The organism is Halomonas sp. DP8Y7-1 (assembly GCF_019801685.1).
Taxonomy (GTDB): Bacteria; Pseudomonadota; Gammaproteobacteria; order Pseudomonadales; family Halomonadaceae; genus Halomonas; species Halomonas litopenaei_A.
In genome coordinates, this window is the sequence record NZ_JAHVIN010000006.1 from 330,577 (window position 1) to 357,010 (window position 26,434).

The following is a 26,434-nucleotide window of genomic DNA, read 5'->3' on the forward strand; positions in this document are numbered from 1 at the left end:
GCCGCCTACCCGTTAGTACCGCTCGGCCTGAACTCGCTCGATGAAGGCATCCACCGTCATGGTGCCTAGATTTTCGCCGCTGCGCGTACGCACAGCCACCGAGTCGGCCTCTACTTCCTTATCTCCGACCACCAGGAGATAGGGTACCTTCTGCAACGTATGCTCGCGAATTTTAAAGCCGATCTTCTCGTTCCTCAAGTCCGACTTGACGCGTAAACCGATTTTTTGCAGACGAGAGGTCAAAGCTTCGGCATATTCCTTCTGCGCGTCGGTGATAATCATCACCACCGCCTGCTCAGGAGCCAGCCACAAAGGCATGGCACCGGCATAGTGCTCGATCAGGATGCCGATGAAGCGCTCCATGGAGCCGACAATGGCACGGTGCAGCATGACGGGTGGCTTACGCTCGCCCTCTTCTGTCACGTACTGGGCACCCAGGCGAGTCGGCATCATGAAGTCGACCTGCATGGTCCCGACCTGCCATTCGCGGCCCAGGCAGTCCTTCATATGGTACTCGATCTTGGGACCATAGAAGGCACCTTCGCCAGGCAGTTCCTGCCATTCGACGTCGCAGGCCTCAAGCGCACCGCGCAGTGCGTTCTCGGCACGATCCCACGTCTCGTCATCACCGATACGCTTCTCAGGGCGCAGCGCGATCTTGATCGCGATGTCTTCGAAGCCGAAGTCACTGTAGACCTTCAGTGCCTGACGGTGGAAGCTGGTCACTTCAGGCTGGACCTGCTCTTCGGTACAGAAGATGTGCCCGTCGTCCTGGGTGAACGCACGCACGCGCATGATGCCGTGCAGCGCACCAGAGGGCTCGTTACGATGACACCCGCCAAACTCGCCAAAGCGCACCGGCAGTTCGCGGTAGCTGCGCAGTCCGGAATTGAAGACCTGAACATGCCCCGGGCAGTTCATCGGCTTCAGCGCGTATTCACGCTTCTCGGACTCGGTGAAGAACATGCCGTCGGCGTAGTTGTCCCAGTGGCCAGACTTCTTCCACAGCGACACGTCCATGATCTGCGGGCAGCGGATCTCCTGATAGCCGCCCTCCTTGTAGACACCGCGCATGTACTGCTCGACACGCTGCCACAGCGTCCACCCATTGGGGTGCCAGAACACCATGCCCGGAGCTTCTTCCTGCATGTGAAACAGGTCAAGACGACGCGCCAGCTTGCGATGGTCACGCTTCTCGGCCTCTTCCAGCCGGTGCAGATAGGCCTTGAGCTGCTTCTTGTCGCCCCAGGCGGTGCCGTAGATACGGGTCAACATGGCGTTGTCCGCATTGCCGCGCCAGTAGGCGCCCGCCAGCTTGGTCAGCTTGAACGCCTTCAGGTGACGGGTGTTGGGCACGTGAGGCCCGCGGCACATGTCGGTGTATTCCTGATGCCGGTACAGCCGGATGGTATCGCCCTCGGGAATGCCGCGAACGATTTCCTGCTTGTAGGGCTCGTCACGATGCAGGAACTCGAGCATCGCCTTATCGCGATCCACGTACTCGCGGACCACATCGTATTCTTCATCGATCAGCTGCTTCATGCGCTTCTCGATGGTCTCGAGGTCTTCCGGGGTGATCGACTGGCCGAAATCGATGTCGTAATAGAAGCCGTCGGTGATCACCGGGCCGATGGCCATCTTGGCCTCGGGATAGAGCTGCTTGACCGCGTGCCCGATCAGGTGGGCGCAGGAATGCCGGATGATCTCCAACCCTTCCTCGTCTCTTGCGGTCAGGATCGCCACCTCGGCGTCCGTCTCGATCAGGTCCGCGGCGTCCACCAATACGCCGTCGATCTTGCCAGCCACGCAGGCCTTGGCAAGTCCCGGGCCGATGCTTTCGGCCAACTCCATGACGCTAAGGGGGGAATCAAAGGTTCTCTGACTGCCGTCAGGCAGTGTCACGATGGGCATGCAAGCTGTCCTTGTGCGCAGTGGTGATCCATACCAGGGATCACGTGTCGCCAAAATGGATTCAATGGATGAAACAGCGACATAGCCTACCAGAAGCAGCGTCGTCGATGCCACGCTCTACCTTCGCGGCGGGCGAATGTCGCAACAATCTTGCGCGACCAAACGCAGCGAGGCGCCCGAAGGCGCCTCGCTGATGTCGTCGCGCTCGATCAGATGATCGAGACAGACTCGGTCAGGGCAAACTTACTGCCATTCACCCAGCTCGACACGACGGTTTTCCGCACGACCTGCATCAGTGTCGTTGGTAGCGATCGGCTGCTCTTCACCGTAGCCGATAGCACGCATGCGGTTCGGCTGCACGCCCTGGCTGGCCAGGAAGCGAGCAACAGAAGCGGCACGCTCCTGAGACAGCTGCTTGTTGTAGGTGTCGGAACCGACGCTGTCAGTGTGGCCTTCGATGCGCACGCCGACGTTCGGGTTGGCACGCAGACGCTCAGCGATGCCGACCAGTACCTGCTCAGCCTGAGCTGTCAGGGTGGCGGAGTCGAACTCGAAGTTCACGTCACGCAGGACCAGGTCCTTTTCGCAGCCCAGGGAGTTGACCTGGACGCCAGCCGGAGTACCCGGGCACTGGTCCTGGAAGTCCGGCACGCCGTCGTTGTCGGAATCCAGCGGGCAGCCCACGGCGTCAACCGCGACACCGGCCGGAGTACCCGGGCACTGGTCGTTGGCGTCATAAACGCCGTCACCGTCGGAATCCTTCGGAGCGTCCATCGGCTCTTTGTTCGGCTCAGCACACAGCAGAGCGCCAGCCACGGTGCCGACAGTAGCGCCAACAGCTGCGCCGGTTTCTTCGTCGTCGTCGCTGGTGGTGCCGTAGCCGATGCCGCCGCCGATCAGGCCGCCAGCAATACCACACACCATCGGGTGCTGGTACCACGGCTTAGCGTCGCTCATGCCGGAGGAAGACTGTGAAGCGGAGCTGGCGCAGCCAGAGAGGCCGACAACCAGAGCAGAACCGAGCAGCAAGCCAGTCGTTGATTTTTTCATTTAAGACTCCTTCTTCTTTCTGACACTCAATGCTGAATACGGGTAACCCTGTTCTTCAGCGGGTCCAATGTTGTGCCGATCGAGAAACAGGATAGGTACCCTACTTCCTCATAGGCAAGAAAAGCATGAAATATCGCGACTAGCCAGTCTGATAGCCTTCGATATCTCAACGTCTTCCGCCGACGGCCCATCGTGCAAGAAATGCGCTGCACGACCAATCCCTTGCAGGCGACATCATGACGTATCGCTTCTGTACAATCAAATTAGCACAGCCGATAGACGCCCGTCATTCACTTCATCGAACAGTGTTCGAGATCGCTCAATTGAGACTGTCGGGGTAACGGGCCTGAAAATCCAGCGCAGCCTGTGCCGCAGCCAGCACATCCTCACGATTTGCCTCTTCCACGGCCAACCTCTGCTTGTCCTCGGCAAACCGTTCTTTCGGTGTAAGTGCCTGACGAGCCTGGTGCGTGTGCAGATGCCGGGTCTGCTCGTACACCTCTGCAACAACGCGAAACTCGCGCCGCTCAAGCAGCGCAGGGTCGATCAGTTCAAACAGGACTTTCAGGCGCCAGCAGCCCTCTGTCACATCGACTTGTCGCTGCACCAGGGCCGACGCAACCAGTCCGAGATTTTCCAGGCCGTTTTCCCGCGCGCGACGTTCCTCGTCTTGACGGAAGGCCTCGCGGCGACGCACTTCCTTGCGCAGTGACCAGGCGTACCCGCCCATGCCTGCAATCACGGCACAGCCAATTCCCAGCAGGACAAGTGCAAGCGTCGTGGACATAGAAGCCCCCTTTGCGATGGTCAAAGGGCGCATTCTACACATCCTGACAATGGGCGGAACCGCTTTCGCCGAGGGCGGACGTCCCCATCCGCGCCAACAGACCTGCACAGCGGCAGTCGGTCTCGGCTCCGTTTCGGGGAAGCGTAGCGGCTATCAGTGACGATCAGATGAACCCATGCCCCAGACCTACCACCAAGCCCTAACATTGAAGGCCAAAACCGAGGCATGAAATTGACGTCTAAGCCCGAGACCTAACACCCGGGCCTAAATGCCGGGAATAGCTAAGAGCCCATCTGCAAGGGCGAACCTGAAAGAGAGCATCAGGCCGAGAGTGTCAGCACCAGAGACAGGTAGTGGTCGCTCAGCAACGCCAGAAACACGCCCAACAGATAGCGTATCGAGAACCAGAATGCCTGCAGCGGCACCTGTTCATCGCGACCACGCCAGACCCGCAGGTTCCAATGCATAAACCGGATGTTCAGCAGCAGGATGCAGCACAGGTACCACCATCCACTCATGCCAATGACAAATGGCAACAGCGTCGCCGCGACCGTGAGCCAGCCGTAAAGCCACACCTGCAAACGCGCAAAGTCCAGGCCATGGGTCACCGGCAGCATGGGAATTCCGGCCTCGGCGTACTCGTCTCGCTTATAGATCGCCAGGGCCCAGAAGTGCGGAGGTGTCCAGGCAAAGATAATCAGCACCAGCAGCAGTGGCTCGGGCGCCATGGCGCCCGTCACCGAGGTCCAGCCCAGCAGCGGTGGCGCGGCCCCGGCCACCCCACCAATGACGATATTCTGCGGTGTGGCGCGCTTGAGAAAGACGGTGTACACCAGCGCGTAGCCCACCAGCGAGGCCAAGGTCAACCAGGCCGTCAGGTCATTGACGGCGATGGCCAGCACCCCTACCCCCACCACGCACAGCGACAGCGCCCACCCTAATGCCAGGGGCGTTGATAGCCGACCTGAGGCCAGCGGCCGGCGAGCGGTGCGCCCCATTCTGGCATCAAGCTTGCGATCCACCACATGATTGATCGCTGCGGCTCCGGCCGCAGACAGGCCAATCCCCATTAGACCGAGCACCACCGTATCGAGCGGCGGCAAGGGCACCGCCAGCAGCATGCCCACCAGGACACAGACCAGCATCACCGCCACGACACGCCACTTGCACAGCACCAACAGGTCACGCCATACGGACACAGGCGCCATGCCGGGAACTACCGCTTGGCCATCACGCATGTAGCCACCCCCGCTTCTTGCGCTGGGGCTCACTACCGACATCTTGCCCAGAGCGTGAAGTTATCAAAGAGCCTGCGCTGCCGACTCGCCGCCGGTCGGCGTCCAGGTCATCCACAGCCAGCACCAGCGACGTTGGTCGACGTTGGCGGACCACCACGGCCGTGCTATAGCGCTGTTTCCAGACCACCAGCGTGAACGTGAACACCAGCAAAACAGCCCCCGCTGTATGCAGCAACGCCAGGCCAAGGGGTAGCCACCACAGTACATTGGCCACGCCCAGAGCGACTTGTAGCAGTAGTGCGGCAGCAAGGCTCACCAGCCAGGGCCGCATCTCGCGACGCCGCCAGTAACAGACCACGACGACCATCAAGGCGATGCCCAGCAACCCTGCCCCGAGGCGATGGGCAAGGTGGATGGTGGTTCGCGCCTCAGCATGCAAAGCCCCATGCAGGTAAGTGGGCCCCACTGCCTGGGTGAGATGAAAACCTTCCCCCCAATCGGTCTCCGGCCACCATTGTGTGTTGCAGGTAGGAAACCCCTGGCAGGCCAGTCCGGCGTAATTGCTCGACGTCCAGCCACCCAATGCCAGCTGCATCACCAGTAGCAACAACGCGATGGTCAGCACACGACCGGGCCGGCGCGCTGCGCCAACACCTTGGCCGCGAGCCAGGCGTCTCAGGCGAAGATGCAGCCAGACGAAAAGGCTCATCACAGACAGTCCACCCAGCAAATGCAAGGTGACGACCTGAGGCCACAGCTTGAGGGTAACGGTATAAGCGCCAAAGGCGCCCTGCACCATCAACACCGCAAACAGCAACAGCATCTGGCGCCAGGGCATGCCTGGCCGTCGACGGTGAGGCCAGGCGATCACCAGCAGGCTGACCACCAGCAATCCCAGCCCGCTGGCCAGATAGCGATGGATCATCTCCATCCAGGCCTTGGTGGCATCAAGCGGACTGTCGGGACTGTGTCGCAGCGCTTGGTCAGCATCCGGCACCATGAAGTTGCCATAACAGCCCGGCCAATCCGGGCAGCCAAGCCCCGCATCAAGCAGCCGCGTCCATGCGCCTGCCAGTATCACCACCGCCGTGAAAGCGGCCCCCGCCAGGCTCAACACTCGCAACCAGAACAGCCGCCGATCACTCATGGGCCACCTCCCTGCTGACCAGCGACGTAAAAGCCTGTGCACTAGACAAGGCCATTGGCCGCGTCTCCGCCCAGGCCTCAGCGCCAGCTATAGCGACTGCATCAACGCGACCACCGAGAAAAGACATTGATCCGGACATCGAAGGAGCCCCATCAAGTGCGCCGGCAACCCCAGGCGTAGCCTGCTGATGCCTTGCCGCGGCTGGCCACTCTGGATTGCGTTTGAACAGGTGCTCGATGTCATCCATCACTGCCCTGGTCTCTGTGCCATCGGCATAGGCCACTGCCACATTCCCAACGGGATCCAGCAACCAGGCTCTGCCTTGGCCACTCCACTCTGGCACCGTCGACCAACGCCAGAGGGATTCGCCGGGTAACGCAGGCGGCGTTCCGCCAATGCGAAGCCTGGTCAGCCGATGCGCTTCCTTACCCAATGCACGGTGCAACCGCCACCAACGGTCAGCATCTGCTTGGCAGCCACTACCGCAATCAAACACCAGCCGCCACGCCCGTGAACTCGCCATGTGTTCGCCGCTGGCCTGGCTGTCCTCATCAGCAGACCCTGTCACCCCCTGCCCCGTCTCCAGAGCTTCGATGGGCCACTCCGACAACACCGGCACCTGACTGTCGAGCGAGCCGTGTGCCGTTCGCTCAACGGGGATGCCGATACGCCATTCGGCCATGATCCACGCTACCAACATCGGTGCCACGAAGATCGATATCAGAGCGATCAGTTTCGTGCGCTGCCATGCCAATGCCGTCATGGGCCCTCCCGTCTTTTCGGTCGCTACCGTGCATCAAGGTCTGTCTTGATCAGCTGGTCCTGTCGCATCCGCCTGGCACCCACCACCAAAGCGATCGTCGCGACCCCTGCCAAGGCCCACCACTGCACCGCATAGGCAAGATGGCGCTCGGGGGGCATGACGCTGGGCACCCACCAATCAAGCAGATGGCCCTCGCCTTGCCGCTGGTGCAGCCAGCCGGGGTAGGTGAAAGGCTGCTGCCAGCTGGCCAGCTCGATTCGCTGCAACCGAGTGCCCTCGAGATTGTCACCAAAGCGTGGCGCACGGCGGCTGTCGATCTGCCATTCGCCGCTGATCGTGACCGTACCCTCTGGCGTATCAGCGCTCGGTGCCATCCTTGAAACGCCGGTCTCCATAAACCCGCGCTCCACCAACCAACGCCGTCCCTCCAGGTCAACAAAGGGTGTGAGCACCGCCACACCCAGTTGCTGACCAAGGGTGCGATTATCCAGAAACAGGGTTTCGGCACCCATAAACCGCCCTTGTAACGACACTCTTGCGCCGTCTGGCGGTACTGTCTCTGGCATGTGCACCGTCAGTGCCGTATCGCGATGTTCCAGATAGAGGCGCTTGTCGGCAGCCCGCTCCCACTGCCATAGTCCCAGGCACACTCCTAGCACGATCAGCGCTGCGCAGAGCACGCACCACACCACCAATCGGGGCGACCACCGCCACTCACTGTCACCGGAACGGACGCTTGCCATGCTGCTCAAATCCCTGATCCTGATCGTCTTCATTGCCATGCTGACCAGCCTGGCCGCAGGCGTCGGATTCTTGCTCAAGGACGACAGTCAATCTCGCCGCCTGCTGATCTCACTCAAGATCCGCGTTGGCTTGGCTGCCCTGCTCCTGGGCTTGTTGATCTATGGTTTTGCCAGCGGCACGCTTGGCTGAACCGATCAGTCCCTGACCCGCCCGGGTCGTTTTCTGTCTTGAGCATGTCTGTCTCAGTCAGCCCTGTTTCAGTCAGCCCTATCCCAGCAAGCCCTGTCTCAGTCCACTTCTTCTCGACCGCTTCAGCCCTGTTGGTCTCGCCCCCCCCCTGTGCCTTGACGCGAGGGACGCGGGCTTGCCATCACCCGGTGCCTGTCAGCGTCAGAAGACGTAGACGAAGATGAAAAGCCCAAGCCATACCACGTCGACAAAGTGCCAATACCAGGCTGCGGCCTCGAAGCCGAAGTGGTTGGCGCCACTGAAGTGTCCCTTGCGTATGCGCAGCAGGATGCTGGCGAGGATGATGGTGCCGATGATGACGTGCAGGCCGTGAAAGCCTGTCAGCATGAAGAAGGTTGAACCGTAGATGCCGGCTTCAAGGGTCAGCCCAAGGTGATGATAGGCCTCGTAGTACTCCACTCCTTGAATAATGATGAAGCAGGTCCCCAGCAGTACGGTGCCGAACAGCCAGTTATGCGTTGCCTGTCGCTCCCCCATCTTCAGCGCTTCATGAGCCACGGTAAGAGTGATGCTGGATGACACCAGCAACAGCGTGTTGACCAGCGGCAGCTGCCACGGTCTGAGAGTCTCCGCGGGTCCTGAAATGCGGCTATCCGGCGGATCGAGCAGTGGCCAGCTGGCCGAGAAATCAGGCCAAAGCAGTGCCGTCACGCCCTTGGCGCCTTCGCCATCCAGCCAGGGCAGTGCCAAGGTTCTCACGTAGAAAAGTGCGCCAAAGAAGGCCGCAAAGAACATGACCTCAGAGAAGATGAACCAGCCCATGCCCCAGCGGAACGAGCGATCCATCTGCGCGTCGTACAGGCCTGCCATCGACTCTCGAATCACATCGCGAAACCACAGCACCATGACGGCGAGAATCCCCACCAACCCTGCCAGCATCAGCGGCGACCCCACGGCTCCATGTACCAACCAGGTGCCGCCTCCGACCATCATCACGCCCATCGCCAGAGAGCCCAGAATTGGCCACTTGCTGGTTGCGGGAACATAGTAGCTGCCACCACTCATGTTTCACCTCCTGAGGACCTGTCCGCCCAGCGCCGCGTGGCCACAGCGTCAATGTGCTTGCCATCGTCCGGCATCGCGGCTGTTACGGTGTCGTTTTCCTGGGGATATAGGGTGTACACCAACGTCACGGTCTTGATCTCGGGCGGCAAGTCCCTCGTCAGCTGAAACACCAGCGGCGCCGTAAAGCTTTCGCCCGCCGCCAGACGCTGGTTCTCGAAGCAGAAGCACACCAGCTTGCGGAGATGTAGCGATGCCGGCGACGGCGTCACACTTGGCACAGCTCGGGCCACCAGCGAGCGCTCACCAAGATTGCGAAAGGTGAAGTGCACCTCTGCGCTCTGCCCTGGATGCACCCGGATCTGTCGCTCCTCCACCTCTAGCCGCCATGGCAGGCCAGCCGCACCACGTGTCACGAACTGCATGGTCACGGTACGTTCGGCATCCACCTCCTGGTGCACCAGAGACTGAGCGCTGGACGCCGTCTTGCCGTTCAGCCCCGTCACCTGACAGAAGACGTCGTAGAGGGGCACCAGCGCGAAGGCAAAGACGCACATACCCGCCAGCACCACCAGGGTCTTGATGACGGTGCGTCGTACCTGCGGCCTGCGATCCTCGACGACATTCACCATGGGCGATCTCCCGCACGTCAGTGTTCGACCGGTCGATACTGGGGCGGGTGCTCGAAGGTATGCAGCGGAGCCGGGCTTGGCACGGTCCACTCCAGGTCCTCAGCCCCGTCCCACGCCTTGGCGGGCGCGGTCTTGCCACCTCTTACACACATGATGACGATCACCACGAACAGCAGCTGCGAAAGGCCGAACATGAAGGCACCGATGCTCGACACCATGTTGAAGTCAGCGAACTGCAGCGAATAGTCGGGAATACGCCGTGGCATGCCAGCGAGACCAGAAAAGTGCATCGGGAAGAACGTCAGGTTCACGCCAATGACCGACAGCCAGAAATGCCACTGAGACAACCGCAGGTGCGGATAATGGCCGGTCCACTTCGGCAGCCAGTAATAGACCGCCGCCATGATTGAGAACACCGCCCCTGGCACCAGTACATAGTGGAAATGAGCCACCACAAAGTAGGTGTCGTGATACTGAAAATCTGCTGGTGAGATCGCCAGCATCAAGCCCGAAAAACCTCCGATGGTAAACAGTACGACAAAGGCAATGGCAAACAGCATCGCCGGCTCAAAGCTGATGGAGCCGCGAAACAGTGTCGTGATCCAGTTAAACACTTTCACCCCGGTGGGTACCGCGATAAGCATCGTGCTGTACATGAAAAACAGCTCTGCGACCAATGGCAGCCCGACGACAAACATATGGTGCGCCCAAACCAAAAAGGACAGGATGGCAATAGACGCCGTGGCGTAGACCATTGAGGCGTACCCGAACAACCGCTTGCGCGCAAAGGTCGGGATGATCACCGACACGATGCCGAACGCCGGCAAGATCATGATGTATACCTCGGGATGCCCGAAGAACCAGAAAAGATGCTGGAACAGCACCGGATCGCCGCCGCCCCCCGCGTTGAAGAAGCTGGTGCCGAAATTAATGTCCATAAGCATCATGGTGACAACGCCCGCGAGGACCGGCATCACGGCGATCAACAGGAAGGCGGTGATCAGCCACGTCCAAACGAACAAGGTCATGTCCATCATGCGCATCCCAGGGGCACGCAGGTTGAGAATGGTCGCAATGATGTTGATGGCGCCGAGGATCGAACTGATTCCAGCAATATGCAGCGATAAGATAAAGAAGGTGGTGGACGGAGGTGCGTAGGTCGTGGACAGCGGGGCATAGAATGTCCAGCCGAAGTTCGGCGCACCGCCAGGCATGAACAATGTGCTCAGCATCAGCGTAAAGGCAATCGGCAACAGCCAGAAGCTGAAATTGTTAAGCCGCGGGAGCGCCATGTCCGGAGCCCCTATCTGGAGCGGCACCATCCAGTTGGCAAGACCTACGAAGGCAGGCATGACCGCGCCAAACACCATGATGAGCCCGTGCATGGTGGTCATCTGATTGAAGAATTCAGGCTGAACCAGCTGAAGTCCTGGCTGAAACAGCTCGGCCCGCACCACCAGGGCGAAGACACCGCCGATCAAGAACATGGTCAAGGAGAAGATTAGGTACAGCGTACCGATCTCCTTATGGTTGGTCGTCAGCACCCACCGCATCAGGCCGCGGGGTCGATGATGCTCGTGCTGGCCTGTCGCAGCGCTATCCGCTGCGGAGGATTGCAGACGATGCTTGGGAGGCAGTGACGCCATGGCGAAGTTCTCCCCGGTTGGCAGTCCGTCCGACACGGACCAGGTGTCAGCGTGTCACGTCAATCTGTGTATCGAGGCTGGGTGACGCACGGGGCGTCACTCGGCCAGCATTGCGGCGATCTCGGCGGGCTGGGTGACCTCGCCCGAGTCATTGCCCCAGGCATTACGTTCATAGGTGATGACAGCGGCTATCTCGACAGGATTCAGCGTGGTGCGAAACGCCGGCATGGCCGACCCCGACACACCGTTGACGACAGTGTCGACATGTCGGCCGGGATCATCCAGCAGCGCCTGGTTACCCGCCAGGGCGGGGAAAGCCGGCGGCAGTCCGCTGCCATCAGCCTGATGGCAAGACGCACAGATCGAGCCATACACCTGCTCGCCCCTGGCCATCAGCTCATCCATGCTCCACTCGCGGTCGACGCCCTGCGCCTCCTGGGCGGCGGCCTCCTTGCGCTGTGCCAGCCAGGTGTCGAACTGCTCCTGCTCCACCGCCTCGACCACCACGGGCATAAAACCGTGATCCTTGCCACATAGCTCGGCGCACTGGCCGCGATAGATGCCCGGCTCGTTGATCCTTACCCAGTTCTCATTGACGAATCCCGGCACCGCATCCTGCTTAACCGCCAGCTCCGGTACCCACCAGGAGTGGATGACGTCATCTGCCGTCAGCAGCAGTCGCACCTTCTTGCCCACCGGCAATACCAAGGGTTCATCGACTTCCAACAGGTAATGGTCCCCCTTGGCGCTGTCACCGGTGATCTGTTCACGCGGGGTCGCAAGATTGGAGGTAAAGTCGACATCCTCACCCAGATAGCTGTAATGCCAGCGCCATTGCTGGCCCGTGACCATGACATCGAGATCAGCGTCAGAGGCGTCATACATCTTCTTCAGCGTCGCCGTGGCCGGCACCGCCATGCCGACCAGAATCAGCAAGGGCAGCGCGGTCCAGATGACCTCTACCGTGGTGTGTTCATGAAACGTGGCGGCCTTGGCCCCCTGGGAATGGCGGTAGCGAAACAGCGAATAGAACATGGCGCCGAAGACCACCACGCCAATCACTACGCAGATCCAGAAAATCGTCATGTGCAAGGAGTGCACTTCACGACTCACGTCAGTGACACCGACCGGCATGTTCCAGTCAGCCGCGAGGAGAGGACCGCTCACTCCGGTCATCAGCGCTGCAACCAGCATTCCTGCAGTCATCCATACGTGGCGTATGCGCATCGATGCCTCCTGGAGCCTGTGTGATACGTCGGTTGTTATTCGTCTGTCGTGTTACGTCTGTGCCCGGTGGTAGATACGTTCTGATCGGCGAAGTCCCTGGATCTTCACCTGACGCATCCGTCATGACCTGATGCATCCGGCATGCAACACCGCGCTGTTGCCTTACCCGGCACTTCCCGGTAGCGCATCACCCACTTCCCCCACACCAGGTGCCACAACGCAAATCGCCACCTCGACGGTGGAGTCACTACCCCGCCGCCAAGGTGGCGATCACTACCAGTACCACCACAAACAGCACCCCTGCCAGGATGCCTACCACGATAAAACTGGACGCCTTGCCAGAGGTGAAATCCTCCTGCCGTCGGGATTCCTTCTGAACGCCAAAGAAGGCGGCGAGTACAGACGTAATGGTCTTCCACATCGCGACCTCCGGTCAGGTCAAGTCATCCCTCGTCCTTCGCTTGACCATAGTTCAGCCGGAGACAGTTTGCGTTGCGCATTAGACGAAGGTCATAGTCCGAAAAGTGCTACCAGCGCCGGTAGCAGAAAGGCCGTCACCAAACCTGTGAGCCCCATGGCAAGCCCAGAGAAGGCCCCCGCCATGGCACCGAGCTTGGCAAAAGCCTGGGCGGTACCAAAACCATGCGCCGCCAGTCCCATGGTGAAGCCCTGCACCACTGGATCACGAACGCCCAGCATGCGAAAAATGAAAGGCCCCAGGGCACATCCAATGGAGCCGGTAATCAGCACAAGGCCCGCCGCTAACGATGGAATGCCACCAATCTGCTCCGCCACCCCCATGGCAATCGGCGACGTCACCGAACGAGGTGCCAGCGACAGCACTGTCTGCGGAGACGCGCCAAACAGCAGCGCCAAGCCCAGCGTCGAGGCCACCGCCGTCACGATACCCGCGCCACAGGCGGCCAACAGTGGCACCAGCAGTTGGCGCACCCGCTCTCGGTGATCGTAAAGCGGTATCGCCAGAGCGACGGTGGCCGGGCCCAGCAGAAAATGGATGAACTGAGCGCCTTCAAAGTACGTCGCGTAGTCAATCCCGGTCAGCAGAAGAAAGGTAATGATCAGCGCAATGCTAAGCGTCACCGCATGCAGCAGCGGCGTCCCACCCAGCCAACGATTGATGCGCACGGCCAGGGCAAAGGCCAGTAGCGTCACCAGCAGCGAGACCAGCGGATTCCCCGATAGATAGACCCACAGTTCATCCAGAGCAGAGGCTTCCATTAGCGACCTCCCCTGCGCGTCGCCAGCGACGACATCACCCAGGCCGTTACCGCCAATGTCAGCGCGGTCGACAGCACCAGAGTTGCCGCGATGGCCACGCCATCATTGGCAATCAGTCGACCATGCACCATCAAGCCCACCCCGGCAGGCACGAACAACAGCGTCAGGTAACGCAGCAGCCCCTCACCCGTGGTCCGCAGACTCTTAGGTACCTTGCCGCGGATCGTCAGACCCACCAGCAGTATGACCATCCCGATAACAGGCCCCGGAATCGGCAGCCCCAACAGCCGAGCCAATAATTCACCCGCAAACTGACAGCCCAGCAATAGGCTCATTCCCAGAATCAGCGGCATCCGCGTCCCCTCCGCACCTTGTTTACTCTCCCTATAGTGTGTCAGAGCACAGACAAACTGGGCAGCGCTGACCATCACCAGCGGTCAATTTCCAACCAATTGAAATAAAAGCGCAAAAAGGGGTTTTCATTTCGAAATGAACGCGCTAGTATACGCCTCGTCTTCGGGGGACAGGCCAGACGGTCACAGAGCCCAAAGGCCAAGTCGGAGCGTGGCGCAGCTTGGTAGCGCGTTGCAATGGGGTTGCAAAGGTCGCAGGTTCGAATCCTGTCGCTCCGACCACTGAATACTTATGAAAAAAGCTCTTGCGCCCTCCGCGTCGGAGCTTTTTTTGTGTCTGAAGACATGACCTCATCCAGCCTGGAGGCAATGGTGGCACCCGCTACCTCATCACCGGGTCATGCCCCACCCTTGCCAGCGGTTCGCTGCGGTCCCTTGCACACTCCTGCTGTGACCAAGTCACCGATTCCTTTACGTGGCTTAGCCCCACTAACGGATAGCCCTTTCTGTCTAACTGAACATTCAACACACAACAGCTAGCAAATGTTCTGCTGGGACAACACACCGCCCTTTAAAGATTACACCCACCCTTCTTTATCCGGCACCACTTCACGATAAGCTAAGCGCACCACTTCGTGGTACTTCTCATCAAACACTTCGCTCAAAAGGGGCGCGAGATCATTTTCAAGCCAGATGAGTAGCTGCTTTTCATCCGGGTCATTAAAAAGCTCATCACAGCCCATATTATCCTTCTCCCAATTCCGCGAAAGCCACTCGAAAAGAACGATAGCCTCATGTCGAGATAACAAAATTTTAATTCCATCTTCTGAAGCAACTGTACTGGTCATTGAAGCCCTCGATGTACTACCCTTGAGTGGTCTATTCTTGGCTTAGACTGTCGCACTTATAGTACAGACGCTGCCAGGAAACGAAGATCATATAGCCGAGTGAATTACTTCACCGCATTTAGATATAGTCTCCATGATGAAGTCGTGCGAGATAAACACCCCACTGTCCTGGGGCACTAATATGACCGTCATCGACAACATAGGGAGCAGATATAACGACTACCCCGTTATCATAGGAGAAATACCACGCTTCGTTAACATGACAAAAGATTCAAGCCCATTGGGCTCAGGAATTATTTTAAGTTTATCGCCACCAGAAAACAGTGAAACAATACTCCCATCAGAAAGAAGCGACGATGAGGCAACATTACTATTTAAAAGACTAAAAAGGAGGCTGCTCGTTTCTGGCTCTTCTCCATGCCCCCCAAAACCACAACCATTTATAGTTGCCTCGAATCGACACGACATAACTATAGAATTATCATTTTCGAAGGTTAAAACAAAAGAACCCACGCCAACGGTAATTCCAACAAGCGCATATTTTTCAAATTCAGCCACATCGTCATCATCCACAAAATTCATAGTTCATCTCTCGGGAGGCATAGCGTTTTTCAGGTAGTGGGACATGATACTACCCACGAGAACCAGGCTTACCTGTTGTGGGATTTAATGGTTGACCTTCTGAAACGGAGACCCAATAGCCACTTTCCACACTAGGTATCACTGTCGATCCGCAAGGCATTTCCTGGATCTCGGTACTACCTTTTGCACTCGGGGTTGGGCCAGAAAGGTAGAAAAGAATACTGCCTGACGAAGACCCTCAGGTCGTTGCCAGCATTGAGTTTGGCGGCCTCATAGGTCAGGTCAGCCGTTGCTTGCGATCTGGCAGCCCTGGGCGCGCAGGTCCTGCACTTCATCGAGACGATGCTTGTCACCGCCGAACAGGCCGCGACTCTCGTTCCTCTCGTAGCGGTCGCCAGCTCACTGTCATGCTGACACACCGTGCTGGTGTCGTAGGTCTTATTGGGCATGAGAGTGTGGCTCGACATACTGTTGGCGTCGTGTGCACATATTCAGTGAAATATCCTGGCGGTTTTGAAGGTAGCAAACCCTCTCTGTTTCTAAATGTCGACCCGTCATTTTTATGAAGATAAGGATACGCCCCAACAGGGTACGATACCCGCCGTCAGGTCGGTACTGACCGGCACCTATTCGTGGCTCTAACCCTCCCCGGCGAGAGGGACAGGCGGCCCTTCAGGACATTTCCGCTCCTATTGTGTTATGCAATATGCCATGGTCATACTACAAACCTTATAGATTAAGCTTAAAAATGGGGCGGTGGTTAGCGGTGTCTTTATGCTGACTCTTTTCTGCGAAATATTATCCGGCAATCAATGGAGGCCACGTTGTCGAGAGTATTCGCACTACAAACAAAAGATGTCGTAACACAAGCGCTTGCTGCAAAGGATATTCGATCCTTGATTTCTTCGATCAAAATGCTCGTTTCATCTGCTATGTCCTGAATGTCATCGACATCCTGTTCACACTGTTTCTCAAGCACTGCTAATATTTTCCACCCATCCTCATAGGCCAAACTTAATTGACGCACATTCGTGGACACTAGGCCAAGCATAGCTTGACTCAACATAGCCTGCACCCAGACCCAGTCATCTAAGCTCGGTTTCATCATTTCCCAAAATTCGGATTCGTTGGAACGATGCTTGGACTGCTCGTTCCCTTGATAATAAACACATTAGTTTCTTGGTTAATGCACCCTGCTCATGGGTTGTTATTTAAACCTGTAACACGACTATAGCGAACGACTGGAAAACCTTGCTGAGTCTGGCCTATTATCGCCGCGTTCCCAGAACGATAAGCCGTGAGGACTTGTTGAGCATCTTCCTGACTCCGCATCACTCTCCCGGTGACAGGTTGTCCTGTACGAGGGTGGATACCGCCGTCAATATGCCGAGCCTGAAGTTGCAAGCTTAGGGAAGCTCCGCACTGGTCAGGGCCCTATTTTCCCCCTGCCCCCTCGTCGTTCTCCCCGGCCTGCCCACACCTAATGCCAGACGGCATTGCTCGAGCTCTTCTCATGCGTCTCGCTATGCAGGTCGCGGGCATGGGCGAAGATGATCTCGCCGCCGCTGTCCAGCACCAGGTCATTGCCAGCCTCGAGTCTGGCGCCTTCATAGGTCTGGTCGCCGTCACTAACGATGATCAGATCGCCGACTTCTCTACGTCGCTCGGCCTAAGTAACAGATATCTCTTTCTGGCCAACTGAACATACGAGACACTACAGTTATTCGTTAGAACTATTATCTAGTGAATCAGGAGAAGCTAAAAATTGCCATCGCCGAGGATCGATACTCATACCTCTCCCGACTTTACAGATAAAAGCCAACTCCCGATCATTTGGAATAACATCGAAATCGAATAGCTGATCACATAGGTTTTCGAAAGCAATTACACACTCGCCATGTCGAGCTAAGGATATATTCATCAACAAACTCATCAGGCAAGCGGCCTCGATAGTTTTCTATAGCAACAATGACGACATCTTCAATAGTATTTGGCATATCAATAATCAGGGAATGCAGTAATAATTCCCTCTCCCGCTGGCTCAACTACGACTTTGACTGGAACACCATCGATAATTGGCCAATTCCCTTCAACATCAGTTACGATAAATCGTGCAGGGTTTCCAGCCCTCGTGTAAAGTCCGCCATTTCCTGACTGCGGTTTCCAAAGTAAATTTGGATCAGTTGCAATATCAGATACAGTACTTATCACCCTATTCGCATCCCATTCACGCGGAAATGGTATTTTTCCCGCCTGACCTGGCCATAGGGGTCCACCACTATTTGGACCATCTCCATACAATATGTGTTGAGTGCGTTGCGAATTCGCAACGTTCGTAGACGGATCCACCAGCGGTTCTATGGGTACAAAATTGCCATCCCTCCCCGGCACATCCGCCACACCACCATACCCTGCCCCTACCCCTGCCGATAACACCACCTGGTTGCCTACGCCCGCCATACCCTTCACGGCATTGATGGCGGCAAGCTCACCTCTCATCGTGAATAGGCCATACCTGACTCCGCCGTCTTAAGCGATATGCCCAGAGACTGCGGCAGGCTTTGGGCGGTCAAGGTCGCTGTGGGCTTACCGTAGAGGGCTTTCACCCCTCCCACACTTCCTTGGTCGGCGGCAGTCAGGGGCCGAATTCCACACCCAGTGACGAAGAACCAGTACTATGAGGTCCCCAATCGATCCATTGATCGTGTTATACGCAGAAACTGCATCCTACCTAACCTATTCTCTACTATTTAACGCTAAAGGACCTAGTTCGGTCCCAGTGAAATATCTCGTTCTGATATCGCTAGCAGGCTCCATCCCACCAAAGAATTCGTCAACTTTAACGAAAGCCGAAATTGACAGCAACATCTCTTTAATTTCAGTCATATATATGTCTAACTCACCCCACTCACATTCAAAAGACATATCCATGTCAATGCGAGTCACACTATTACAACTAACACAAAAAAATCTTATCAAAACAATAGACAACGTGAGATTTTCCGAGATCTCTAACGCTTGAATCACTGTAGTAACATAAATGCCTTCCTCACACCTCTCCATTTTAGAAACAATCTCATCAGTGAAACCACTATAGTATTCGCATTTTTCTCCATCAAATAGCGAAACCTCGAACGGTTCACGTGATTTACTCTCCAGGTATTGCATAAGCTTACCTAGATCTTGTATTTCAACGCCTTCTACAACAGCTTCAAAAGAGTCTTTCATATTCTATCAATCGATAAATCCCTTAAATGTACCATCTAAGTTCAATCTTATACCCCGACCATCATCAATCCGTTTTTCTATGAAGGTCACTCCCCGATCATTCGTAACTCTTTGGAATCGTCCACTTCCCCTAACCACCTCTCTCAAATGCGTCATGGCCTGAGCATTCCAAGTACTCATTGGGCCCGTGACCCCTCCCCAAATTTCTGGATGCCTGTTCGCGTGCTTAGAAAGAGCATGGCCTATAACAGAACTCCCCTTGTATGGCCGCTGAGCAGATTCTAAAACAACTTTAGCCTGTCTAAATGAAACACCCGCCCCCCCCAAGACCCGCGACTGCAGCCACCCTCTTATACCCGACGCCGCAGCCTTGGCTGCAACACCACCACCCGATAGCGTCAGTACAATATCAACATCGGTGGTGTCGACTTCAGCGCCGCCCCCCATGGCACTCCAGTAGGCTTGATCATACACCCTGATGGTATCGGCGGAGCCAGCGCTGCCAATCGAAGCCATCTCGTCCTGGTGCTGGACAGTTGCTCCCAGACTATACGCTGAGTCGAGGCCAGTTCCCCAGTAACTCGACTCCACCGTTCCAAACAGGCTGCCATCTTGGTACTGGGCCTCGCTGGCTTGGAACATGACCACTGGCTCACCGTGAGCGACGATAACTTCTCCATCACTCCACCTGAGCGGCTGACCAGCGTACTGTTGCCTTATTTCATTGTAGGCGGCCTGAGCGACCTGAAGGTCACTCAGGAATCTCGCATACTGTGGGTTGTTTGCATTGCTGGATGTGTCCAAGCTGACGAGCAAGTCACTGAAGGCGGTGGTTTGGCTAGCGTCCAACTGAGCGCCAGAGACCAGCGCGAACATATCGTCCCAGCTCAGATCACCAATACTAGGTTCACCCCGCTCCGCTGCTAGCTCGCGAGACCGGTCTGCCAAAACCTCCCGCTCCTGCGGATGCAGCAGCCGGTTATACTGCGTCGCGCTCCCCGCCACCTGGGCACCGACCTGCAGTTCGCTGTCGTCGTTGCTGGCAATCTCGGCGGCGATGACGCCGATGATCTGGGAGTTCATTACCAGCAGCCGGCCTTTTTCGGCCTGGCTTATGTCGCTGTACTCTCCAGCGAGCTTGTCGACCAGCAGTTCGTTGGCCCCAGCGGCCAGTGCGCCGGTGGTGAAGTCGCCGCCCGCGGCTTCGGCTGCCAGGCCGCCCATGACGGCGTGCAGGGCGGCCTTGTTCAGGCTGCCGTTTTCAAGGGAGGTATTGCCGATGGCGTTGAAGCCAGCGGCGGCGAAGGTATTGGCCAAGCTCGCTTGAAATGCGTCACCCAGCGCAGCGTCACCGCCCAGCGCCCGGTCCAGCAGCGCGGAGGTGGTGTTCTGCAACAGCTGGTTGGCGCCGAACTGGCCCGCCCCTTGCCAGGTGCCAAGGGGGGCGCCTGTGACCGTCCCGCTATTGGGCAGGCCAGTTGTCAGTCCTGTCTGGGTGCCGGTCCAGCCGTTGTACAGGCCGTTGGTCAGCCCGGCGGTCATGCCCGCCACGGCGTAGCCACGCAGGGCGTCACTGGAGGTGACGTCGCCCCAGGCCTCGCCTAGGTCCCCCTGTTGATTGATGGTGCTGACGGCGGCGTTGCTGGCCACACTGGTGAGCGAGGTAGCAGCCGCTACATTGGCCCAGCCACCAGCCGCCAGGGCGCCAGTTGACGCACCACCCGCGACCAGCTTGGTGGCCATGGGGCCGACGTAGTAGGCCACCACAATCGCCACCACCAGTTGCGCGGCGGCGCTCATGCCCGAGTGGTCATAGTCCCACTGATCATGGAGGGCCTTGACCTCGCGCCAGTCGACGTCGCCACGGGCTTCCATCTCAGCCAGCCAAGCTAGGCTCGGGTCGGCCTCGACCATGGCGGTGATGGTCTGGTGGATGCTCTGTTCATCGACCTGCTCGATGTCGACGTTGACGCCCTGGGCGGCGCGGATGATCCGCTCCCCCTGGGCCACCAGCTCACTCTGGCGCAGGGTCTCGACGGTCTCGCCTTCGCCCTTGGCCGACTGCCAGACGGCATTGCTCGAGCTTTTTTCGTGGGTCTCGCTATGCAGGTCGCGGGCATGGGCGAAGGTGATCTCGCCGCCGCTGTCCAGCACCAGGTCGTTGCCCGCATCGAGTCGGGCGCCCTCATAGGTCTGGTCGCCGTCGCTTGCGATGATCAGGTCACCGCCGCTGGCGATCTCGCTGCCCTGGGCACGCAGGTCCTGCACTTCATCGAGACGATGCTTGTCACCGCCGAACAGGCCGCCGCTCTCGTTCTTCTCGTAGCGGGAGTAATCCTCGTCGTTGGCGGCCAGCAGGGCCACGTCGCCACCGGCATACAGATACGCCTCATCGCCGGCGCTGGCGGTACTTGCCACCAGGGTGAGATCGCCCCCGGCGGCCACCGTCAGGTCGGTGCCGGCCGCCAGCTCGCTGCCCTGCTGACGCACCGTGCGGGTGTCGTAGGTCTTGTTGGGCTTGCGGGTGTGGCTCTCGCTGGAGTTGGCCGCAGACGCCAGGGTGATGTCGCCGCCGGCGACCAGGCCCAGCCCCTCGCCGGCCTCGACGCGGCTGGCGAGCAGGCCGATATCGCCCCCGGCGCTAAGGCTCGCGCTGCCTCCCGACTCAAGGGTGCTGCCCACCTGGGTCACGCTGTCGGTGGTGGTGATCTGGCGACGACTGACGTCGCGGCTGGCGTCGCTGTTCTCACCGGAGACAATGGCCATGTCGCGTCCGGCGGCCAGCACCAGGTCATCACCACTTAAGACCTGACTGGCGTCGATCGCCACATCCCGTCCGGCCTGCCAGGTAAGATCGCCCCCGGCGGTGGTGGTTGAACCGAGCGTAGTGGCGTTGTCTTGGCGATCGCGGCCGCGGGCATCCTGCCAGTGGCTAACGTCCACCACGGCCCCGGCCACGATGTCACGACCGGCGGTCACGGACAGGTCAGCACCGCTGGTCACGCTGCCACGATTGACCACGTCACGCCCGGCCTGGATGTCGAGTTGATCACGGGCGCTGATGCTGCCGCCCTGGTCAAGATAACTGCGATAGTCCCGTGAGGTGCCAGCGGCCACGCTTAGGCGGTCGTTGACCACGTCGCCCTCAAGGGCGGTCAGGCTGACCCGATCGCCGCGAACCTGTCCCCCCATGGCGTTGCGGATATCGTCACGGGCGGTGAGGTTCAGGGCGTCACCGGCCTCGACCAGGCCGCCCTGCAGCACGGACCCTGCGGCGTAGGCATTAAGGTCGTGGGTGGCGCGAAGGGTGCCGACGTTGACCAAGTCACCGCCGCTGATCAGGTCGATGTCACGACCCTGGATCACCCCACCACCGCGCACATCTCGGCTGTCCAGGTTGGCCAGGTACAGCACCGGCGCGAGCACCGTCTGGCCGTCGATCTGACGCTCCTCCAGCCAGACGATGTCGTGGGTCAGCGCCGCCACCTGCTCGGGGCTCAAGCCCACCCCCAACGCCAGGGACAAACGGTCCTTCGAGGCCAGGGCGTTATCCATCAGGTAGCGATACTGGGCGTAGTCATCGCCCAGCCCTTCACTGAGGTAGCGTTGGCCGGTAGTGGCCAGCACCGCCTGGCGGATCAGTCGGGATTCATAGCGACCATCGCCGAGCAGCCGATAGGCCTCGTCGTCGGTGTAACCGAGCTTGTCGAGCAGGTAGTCGGAACCGCGCCACTGCTCGAGGTTGGTGAATTCCGGGTTGGTCTCGACCAGATAGCGCCCCTGGGCCTCGGGGGCGCGCACGAACAGGCCATAGTCACCTTCCGGCAGCCGGAAGGACGGCGTCTGCGCGATATCGACCCGCAGGAAGGGCGCGTCGTCGAAGACCCAGACGCCCCCTCCCGCGTCAAATCCGGCTCCCGCGCTGGTGTCCAGTGCACCGTCAAGCCCCCCGCCAGCGGTGCTGGGTGTTGCGCCGATATCCGCCAGCGACGCATCGCGGCTGGCACCACTGCGGTCCACTCGCGATGGCGCGTTCAGCCCTTGGGCACTGGCCTGGTCGGCATCACGGCCCAGGGTCATGGACAGAGAAGACACCGGCCCTTGGGTCGCGGTATCGCCAAGGCGGCCCTGCAACTGGGCCAGGGTATGTTCCTTGATATCCCCGTTGTGGAGCTGCTCGGTGGCGGTGATGGAGACACGGCCACCGGCGGAAATCACGGCGGGAGCGCCACCGGGGAGAATGGTGCGGGTTTCGGCCTGACTTAACAGATCTGGCGCGCCTGCAGGTAGTGGTAACAGCTCTTGGCTGTCCGAGAATCCTGAGGAGGCATTCCAGCCAGCAAGGCTGTCAGTCAGGTCAGTTTCTCTGAACCGATAGCTATAACGCCCGCCTCCGATGGTGCCGCCCCGGAAGCAGTCCAAGAAGGAGCCGGTTTCGAGACAGGAAGCCGCTTCAGCGTCACCATACTGACTTGTTCGCGTCACCAACGCGTTGCCGCGTCCCGAATTGATCAACGATGCTGCATCAATGCGAATATCACCATTCGCAGCGATGACGCTATCGAGATTTTCAAGGGTGTCTGCGGTGATCCGCAGATCCCCACCCGCTTGAATACCGGCGGCTGGGCTGTCCTCAACAATGGTGGTCCGCAAAGTCTCGGTGAGTTCGTACTCCCTGAAGAGCTCTGTGGTACTCACCAAGGTCACCACTTCTTCGTATCCGCCGTCACCGGCGCCTTGGCCATTGTGTTCAGTACGATAGACCTTTCGTACATACCCCGTGCCCGCGACAGCACGGTCAAGCAACACGTCTTCCGTCTCGATCCGGTCCTTGGTGTTAAGAATGTCCCCCGCGCGCAGGGTCATATCCCCCTCGGCTTCGATGGTCCCGGAGCGGTTTTCCAGCCGGTCCGTCTTGGCCAAGGCGCTGTTGCGTGCCAGGGTCAGGTCGCCCCGGCTATAGATGTCCCCATAGCGGTTGAACAGCTGCTGCGTATGCAGCGTCATGTCGCCACCGGCGAACAGCAGGGTATCGGGGGCATTGGTGATGCTGGCGCTATCCAGGCGCAGGTCGACCAGGCTGCCCAGGCTGCCCTGGTTATCGAGCGAGGCCGCGCTCAGGGTCATGTCGCCCTGGCTGGTCAGGCGTCCCAGGTTGGTCACATCACCGCTCAGGCGGAAGGAAGCGTCGCCGGCACTGGCGATGCGCCCGCCGTCTTGGGTCAGACCGGTGGCGGTCACCGCCAGACAGCCCTGGCTCGACAGCTGCCCGGTATTGTTCAGCGCGCCATCCAGCGTCAGGGTCAGGCGGTCGTTGGCCGCCACCAGACCGGCATTGACCAGCCCCGCCGCCCGCAGGCTCAAGGCCATGGCGCTGGACAGCCGCTCGTTGCTACCGACGCTCAGCGCGGCGTCACTGGTGAGGACCAGCGGACCATTGGCCTGCCACTGCCCTACCCCCTCGACACGGCCAAGCTCGGCGCTGACGCCACCGGTTCCCTGAAGGCGGCCGTTGAGGTTGGCCAACTGCTCGGCCACCAGCTGCACCACCCCGTCACCATCATGGCGTAGCGTTCCATCGCGGTTGTCGATATCCGCAGCGTTCACACGGGCGTCGCGGCTCCCCAGCTCGATCACGCCGCCACGGTTGTCCAGGCGCTGACGCGCGCTGAGGGTCGTCGTCTGACCAGACAGGCTTCTTAACGTGCCGCCGCCATTGGCCAGGCCATCGACGTCAACGCTCAGCGCGGCACTGGACTCGACCAGACCTTGCTGGTTGTCGAGCATGCCGGTGGTCAGGCTGAGGCCACGACCGGCCAGCTGACCGCCCAGGTTGGTCAGGGCCGCGCTGTCCACCCCCAGCACGCCATTGGCCAGCATTCGTCCGTCGCCGTTATCCAGCGCTCCGCTGAGCTGCACCTCCAGGTCACGCTCCACCGCGGTCAGTGTGCCCTGACGGTTATCGAGGCGCGCCCCGGTCAGGCGGACGCCGTCGCCCTGCAGGCGTCCTGCGCGATTGTCGACGGTGGCGATGTCCAGCGTCAGCTCTCCGCCCTGGGCGGCCAGCAGGCCGGCCTGGTTGTCGAACCGGTCTGCCCTGATGGCGGCATTGCCCTGCACCGCTGCCAGCTGACCGTCGTGGTTATCAAGGCTCGCGGCCTCAAGGGTGAGCCGGTCGGCGCTGATCGACCCGGCCTGATTGTGGATCGCCCCCTCGGCCGCGACGATGGCGAGCGTGCCATCGGCCACGTCGATCACGCCGTCGGCGTTATCGAGCCGAGCGTCCTGACTGGTGAGGGTGATCACCGCGCCGTCGCTCTCGGCCAGAATGGCGCCGCCCTGGTTGCCAAGGCTCGTTGCCCTCAGCCCGATCCGGTCCGCCAGCAGCCTGCCTTGGGTGTTGTCGACGCGGGTGGCCGCGACATTCAGCCGAGCGGCCTCCAGCGTGCCGGAGGCGTTGGCCAGATTCTCCTGAACGGTCAGGTCCAGCGTCTCAGCGGCGCTGATCAGCCCTTGCTGCGTGTTATCGACGGTGGTGGCCGCCACGCGGATCCCATCGGCAACGAGCTGGCCCTGTCGATTGTCCAGCCGCCCGATATCGACGAGGGACAACTGCTGGGCCACCAGCACGCCCTGGCGGTTATCCACCTGCGTGGCGTCGCTCAGCTGCAGCTGTCCGTCGGTGACCTGCAGCCGTCCTCCCTGGTTGTCGAGCGCGCCGTTCAGCGCCAGACCCAGCGCCTGCGTGGCGCTGATCAGCCCCCCGGCGTTATAAAGTGCCGCCAAGGTCAGCACCAGCGACTGCCCCAACACCCGCCCCTGGGTGTTGGACAGCGACCCGGCCGTCAGGCGCAGGTCATCGGCCAGCAGCAGGCCGCCGTCGCGGTTGTCGATGCCCTGATCCGGATCCAGGCCAAAGTTCAGCTCAAGCTGGCCGGCACTCAGGGTGCCACCACGATTGTCCAAACGCCGTGCCGCGACCTGCAGCTCACCCTGGTCGGCGTCGAGGACCCCGCCCTGGTTATCGAGGGCGTCATCGATGGCCAGCGTCAGATAGGAGGCGGTCAGGCGACCGTCCTGACGATTGTCCAGGCTCCCTGCATCCAGGCGCAGCTCGTCGCCGACCAGCTGCCCCTGACGATTGTCGACGGCGCCTTGCGAGGCCACGCTGAGCCGCCTGGCGACCAGAGTGCCTTGCTGATTGTCGAGGCTGCCCAGGCGCGCCTCGAGGCCTCCCTCGACCACCTGAATCTGGCCCTGACGATTGGCCAGCGCCTGGGTCACCGTCAGCGCCAGAGCATCGTCGGCACTGATCATGCCCCGGGCGTTGTCCAGGGTCTGACTGTGGATCCGCACATCGCCTGCCAGCAGTGCGCCATCACGGTTATCGAACTGCCCTGTGGTGAGCACGAGCCGCTCGGCGCCCAAGGTGCCGCCGTCGCGGTTGGCCAGGTGACCGCTCAGGGTGGCCGTCAGGTCGCCGTCGGCCACCACCTGGCCCTCTGGGTTATCGAGATGCCGGGCGACGATGGCGAGTTGCGCGGCACTGATGCGACCGTCCGCGTTATCGAGGTCTCTGCTCAGGCTCACGTTCAGGGAGCCGGCGGCGTCGATCTCGCCTCCCCGATTGTCGAGGTCCTGGGCGCTGAGGCTAAGCTGGCGGGCACTAAGCCGCCCTCCGTCCTGGTTGCCCACGACACCGCTCACGCTGGCCGTCAGCGCCTCTCGGGCAACGGCCTTGCCGCCCTGGTTGTCGAGTTCCGCCGCGGTCAACGTCAGCGAGCCCTG

The 26,434-nt window shown here is 59.7% G+C and carries 22 protein-coding genes and 1 tRNA gene; 2 read left to right on the plus strand and 21 right to left on the minus strand.

Features of this window, described 5'->3' with window-relative positions; all coding sequences use genetic code 11:
• Positions 1 to 12: 12 nt before the first annotated feature.
• The 7 genes from thrS to KUV41_RS10735 all read right to left on the minus strand — a co-directional run bounded on the left by thrS (position 13) and on the right by KUV41_RS10735 (position 7,639).
• Positions 13 to 1,911: a threonine--tRNA ligase gene (gene thrS / locus KUV41_RS10705; RefSeq protein ID WP_222238398.1), complete on the minus strand. Its 1,899-nt coding sequence runs from the start codon at positions 1,909 to 1,911 to the stop codon at positions 13 to 15.
• Between the two features lie 243 nt (positions 1,912 to 2,154).
• Positions 2,155 to 2,961, minus strand: a complete 807-nt coding sequence (locus KUV41_RS10710) for an OmpA family protein (RefSeq protein WP_206938504.1) — start codon at positions 2,959 to 2,961, stop codon at positions 2,155 to 2,157.
• Between the two features lie 319 nt (positions 2,962 to 3,280).
• Positions 3,281 to 3,748: a DUF2489 domain-containing protein gene (locus tag KUV41_RS10715; RefSeq protein WP_206938501.1), complete on the minus strand. Its 468-nt coding sequence runs from the start codon at positions 3,746 to 3,748 to the stop codon at positions 3,281 to 3,283.
• 320 nt (positions 3,749 to 4,068) lie between these two features.
• Positions 4,069 to 4,986 carry a heme o synthase gene (cyoE, locus tag KUV41_RS10720; RefSeq protein ID WP_222486026.1) on the minus strand — a complete coding sequence of 306 codons (918 nt, stop codon included), beginning with the start codon at positions 4,984 to 4,986 and terminating at the stop codon, positions 4,069 to 4,071.
• Positions 4,979 to 6,133: a COX15/CtaA family protein gene (locus tag KUV41_RS10725; protein ID WP_222486028.1), complete on the minus strand. Its 1,155-nt coding sequence runs from the start codon at positions 6,131 to 6,133 to the stop codon at positions 4,979 to 4,981. Before KUV41_RS10725 ends, cyoE begins: the two co-directional genes overlap by 8 nt.
• The gene (locus KUV41_RS10730; RefSeq protein WP_222486029.1) at positions 6,126 to 6,896 is read right to left on the minus strand and encodes a hypothetical protein; all 771 of its coding nucleotides are present in this window, start codon (positions 6,894 to 6,896) and stop codon (positions 6,126 to 6,128) included. The genes KUV41_RS10725 and KUV41_RS10730 overlap by 8 nt, the downstream gene beginning before the upstream one ends.
• Before the next feature lie 23 nt (positions 6,897 to 6,919).
• Positions 6,920 to 7,639 carry an SURF1 family protein gene (locus KUV41_RS10735; RefSeq protein ID WP_222486031.1) on the minus strand — a complete coding sequence of 240 codons (720 nt, stop codon included), beginning with the start codon at positions 7,637 to 7,639 and terminating at the stop codon, positions 6,920 to 6,922.
• Between KUV41_RS10735 and KUV41_RS10740 the strand changes: the two genes are divergently transcribed.
• On the plus strand, positions 7,638 to 7,829 hold the full coding sequence (locus tag KUV41_RS10740) for a DUF2909 family protein (RefSeq protein ID WP_206938492.1): 192 nt from the start codon (positions 7,638 to 7,640) through the stop codon (positions 7,827 to 7,829). The genes KUV41_RS10735 and KUV41_RS10740 overlap by 2 nt on opposite strands.
• A 201-nt stretch (positions 7,830 to 8,030) precedes the next feature.
• Here KUV41_RS10740 and KUV41_RS10745 read toward each other — a convergent pair whose 3' ends face one another.
• From KUV41_RS10745 to KUV41_RS10775, 7 genes are all read right to left on the minus strand, one after another.
• Positions 8,031 to 8,894: a cytochrome c oxidase subunit 3 gene (locus KUV41_RS10745; RefSeq protein WP_222486033.1), complete on the minus strand. Its 864-nt coding sequence runs from the start codon at positions 8,892 to 8,894 to the stop codon at positions 8,031 to 8,033.
• Positions 8,891 to 9,523, minus strand: coding sequence for a cytochrome c oxidase assembly protein (locus KUV41_RS10750; RefSeq protein WP_222486035.1), 633 nt, complete (start codon positions 9,521 to 9,523; stop codon positions 8,891 to 8,893). Before KUV41_RS10750 ends, KUV41_RS10745 begins: the two co-directional genes overlap by 4 nt.
• A gap of 17 nt (positions 9,524 to 9,540) precedes the next feature.
• Positions 9,541 to 11,169 (minus strand): cytochrome c oxidase subunit I, encoded by a 1,629-nt coding sequence (gene ctaD, locus KUV41_RS10755; RefSeq protein WP_206938486.1) that lies wholly within the window; start codon positions 11,167 to 11,169, stop codon positions 9,541 to 9,543.
• A 96-nt stretch (positions 11,170 to 11,265) separates the two neighbouring features.
• Positions 11,266 to 12,396, minus strand: coding sequence for a cytochrome c oxidase subunit II (gene coxB / locus KUV41_RS10760; protein WP_222483220.1), 1,131 nt, complete (start codon positions 12,394 to 12,396; stop codon positions 11,266 to 11,268).
• 247 nt (positions 12,397 to 12,643) lie between these two features.
• Entirely contained in the window at positions 12,644 to 12,817 is a 174-nt protein-coding gene (locus KUV41_RS10765; protein WP_206938482.1) for a DUF2970 domain-containing protein, read from the minus strand.
• 89 nt (positions 12,818 to 12,906) lie between these two features.
• Positions 12,907 to 13,635, minus strand: a complete 729-nt coding sequence (locus KUV41_RS10770; protein ID WP_206938480.1) for an LrgB family protein — start codon at positions 13,633 to 13,635, stop codon at positions 12,907 to 12,909.
• Entirely contained in the window at positions 13,635 to 13,988 is a 354-nt protein-coding gene (locus KUV41_RS10775) for a CidA/LrgA family protein (RefSeq protein WP_206938478.1), read from the minus strand. The genes KUV41_RS10770 and KUV41_RS10775 overlap by 1 nt, the downstream gene beginning before the upstream one ends.
• 205 nt (positions 13,989 to 14,193) lie before the next feature.
• Between KUV41_RS10775 and KUV41_RS10780 the strand changes: the two genes are divergently transcribed.
• Positions 14,194 to 14,270: transfer RNA gene (locus tag KUV41_RS10780), tRNA-Pro, on the plus strand.
• A 296-nt stretch (positions 14,271 to 14,566) separates the two neighbouring features.
• Here KUV41_RS10780 and KUV41_RS10785 read toward each other — a convergent pair.
• The 7 genes from KUV41_RS10785 to KUV41_RS10820 form a co-directional block, all read right to left on the minus strand.
• Entirely contained in the window at positions 14,567 to 14,836 is a 270-nt protein-coding gene (locus KUV41_RS10785) for a hypothetical protein (RefSeq protein WP_222486037.1), read from the minus strand.
• A 219-nt stretch (positions 14,837 to 15,055) separates the two neighbouring features.
• Positions 15,056 to 15,418, minus strand: a complete 363-nt coding sequence (locus KUV41_RS10790) for a hypothetical protein (RefSeq protein WP_222486039.1) — start codon at positions 15,416 to 15,418, stop codon at positions 15,056 to 15,058.
• A gap of 1,480 nt (positions 15,419 to 16,898) precedes the next feature.
• On the minus strand, positions 16,899 to 17,060 hold the full coding sequence (locus KUV41_RS19710) for a hypothetical protein (protein WP_409995796.1): 162 nt from the start codon (positions 17,058 to 17,060) through the stop codon (positions 16,899 to 16,901).
• Between the two features lie 78 nt (positions 17,061 to 17,138).
• A complete protein-coding gene (locus tag KUV41_RS19715) occupies positions 17,139 to 17,351 on the minus strand; it encodes a MafI family immunity protein (RefSeq protein ID WP_409995793.1) in 213 nt (70 codons plus the stop codon).
• A gap of 65 nt (positions 17,352 to 17,416) precedes the next feature.
• Positions 17,417 to 17,917 carry an EndoU domain-containing protein gene (locus tag KUV41_RS10810; RefSeq protein ID WP_222486045.1) on the minus strand — a complete coding sequence of 167 codons (501 nt, stop codon included), beginning with the start codon at positions 17,915 to 17,917 and terminating at the stop codon, positions 17,417 to 17,419.
• A 237-nt stretch (positions 17,918 to 18,154) separates the two neighbouring features.
• On the minus strand, positions 18,155 to 18,646 hold the full coding sequence (locus KUV41_RS10815) for a hypothetical protein (RefSeq protein WP_222486047.1): 492 nt from the start codon (positions 18,644 to 18,646) through the stop codon (positions 18,155 to 18,157).
• Between the two features lie 6 nt (positions 18,647 to 18,652).
• On the minus strand, positions 18,653 to 26,425 hold the full coding sequence (locus KUV41_RS10820) for a DUF637 domain-containing protein (protein WP_261396013.1): 7,773 nt from the start codon (positions 26,423 to 26,425) through the stop codon (positions 18,653 to 18,655).
• Between the last annotated feature and the right edge of the window lie 9 nt (positions 26,426 to 26,434).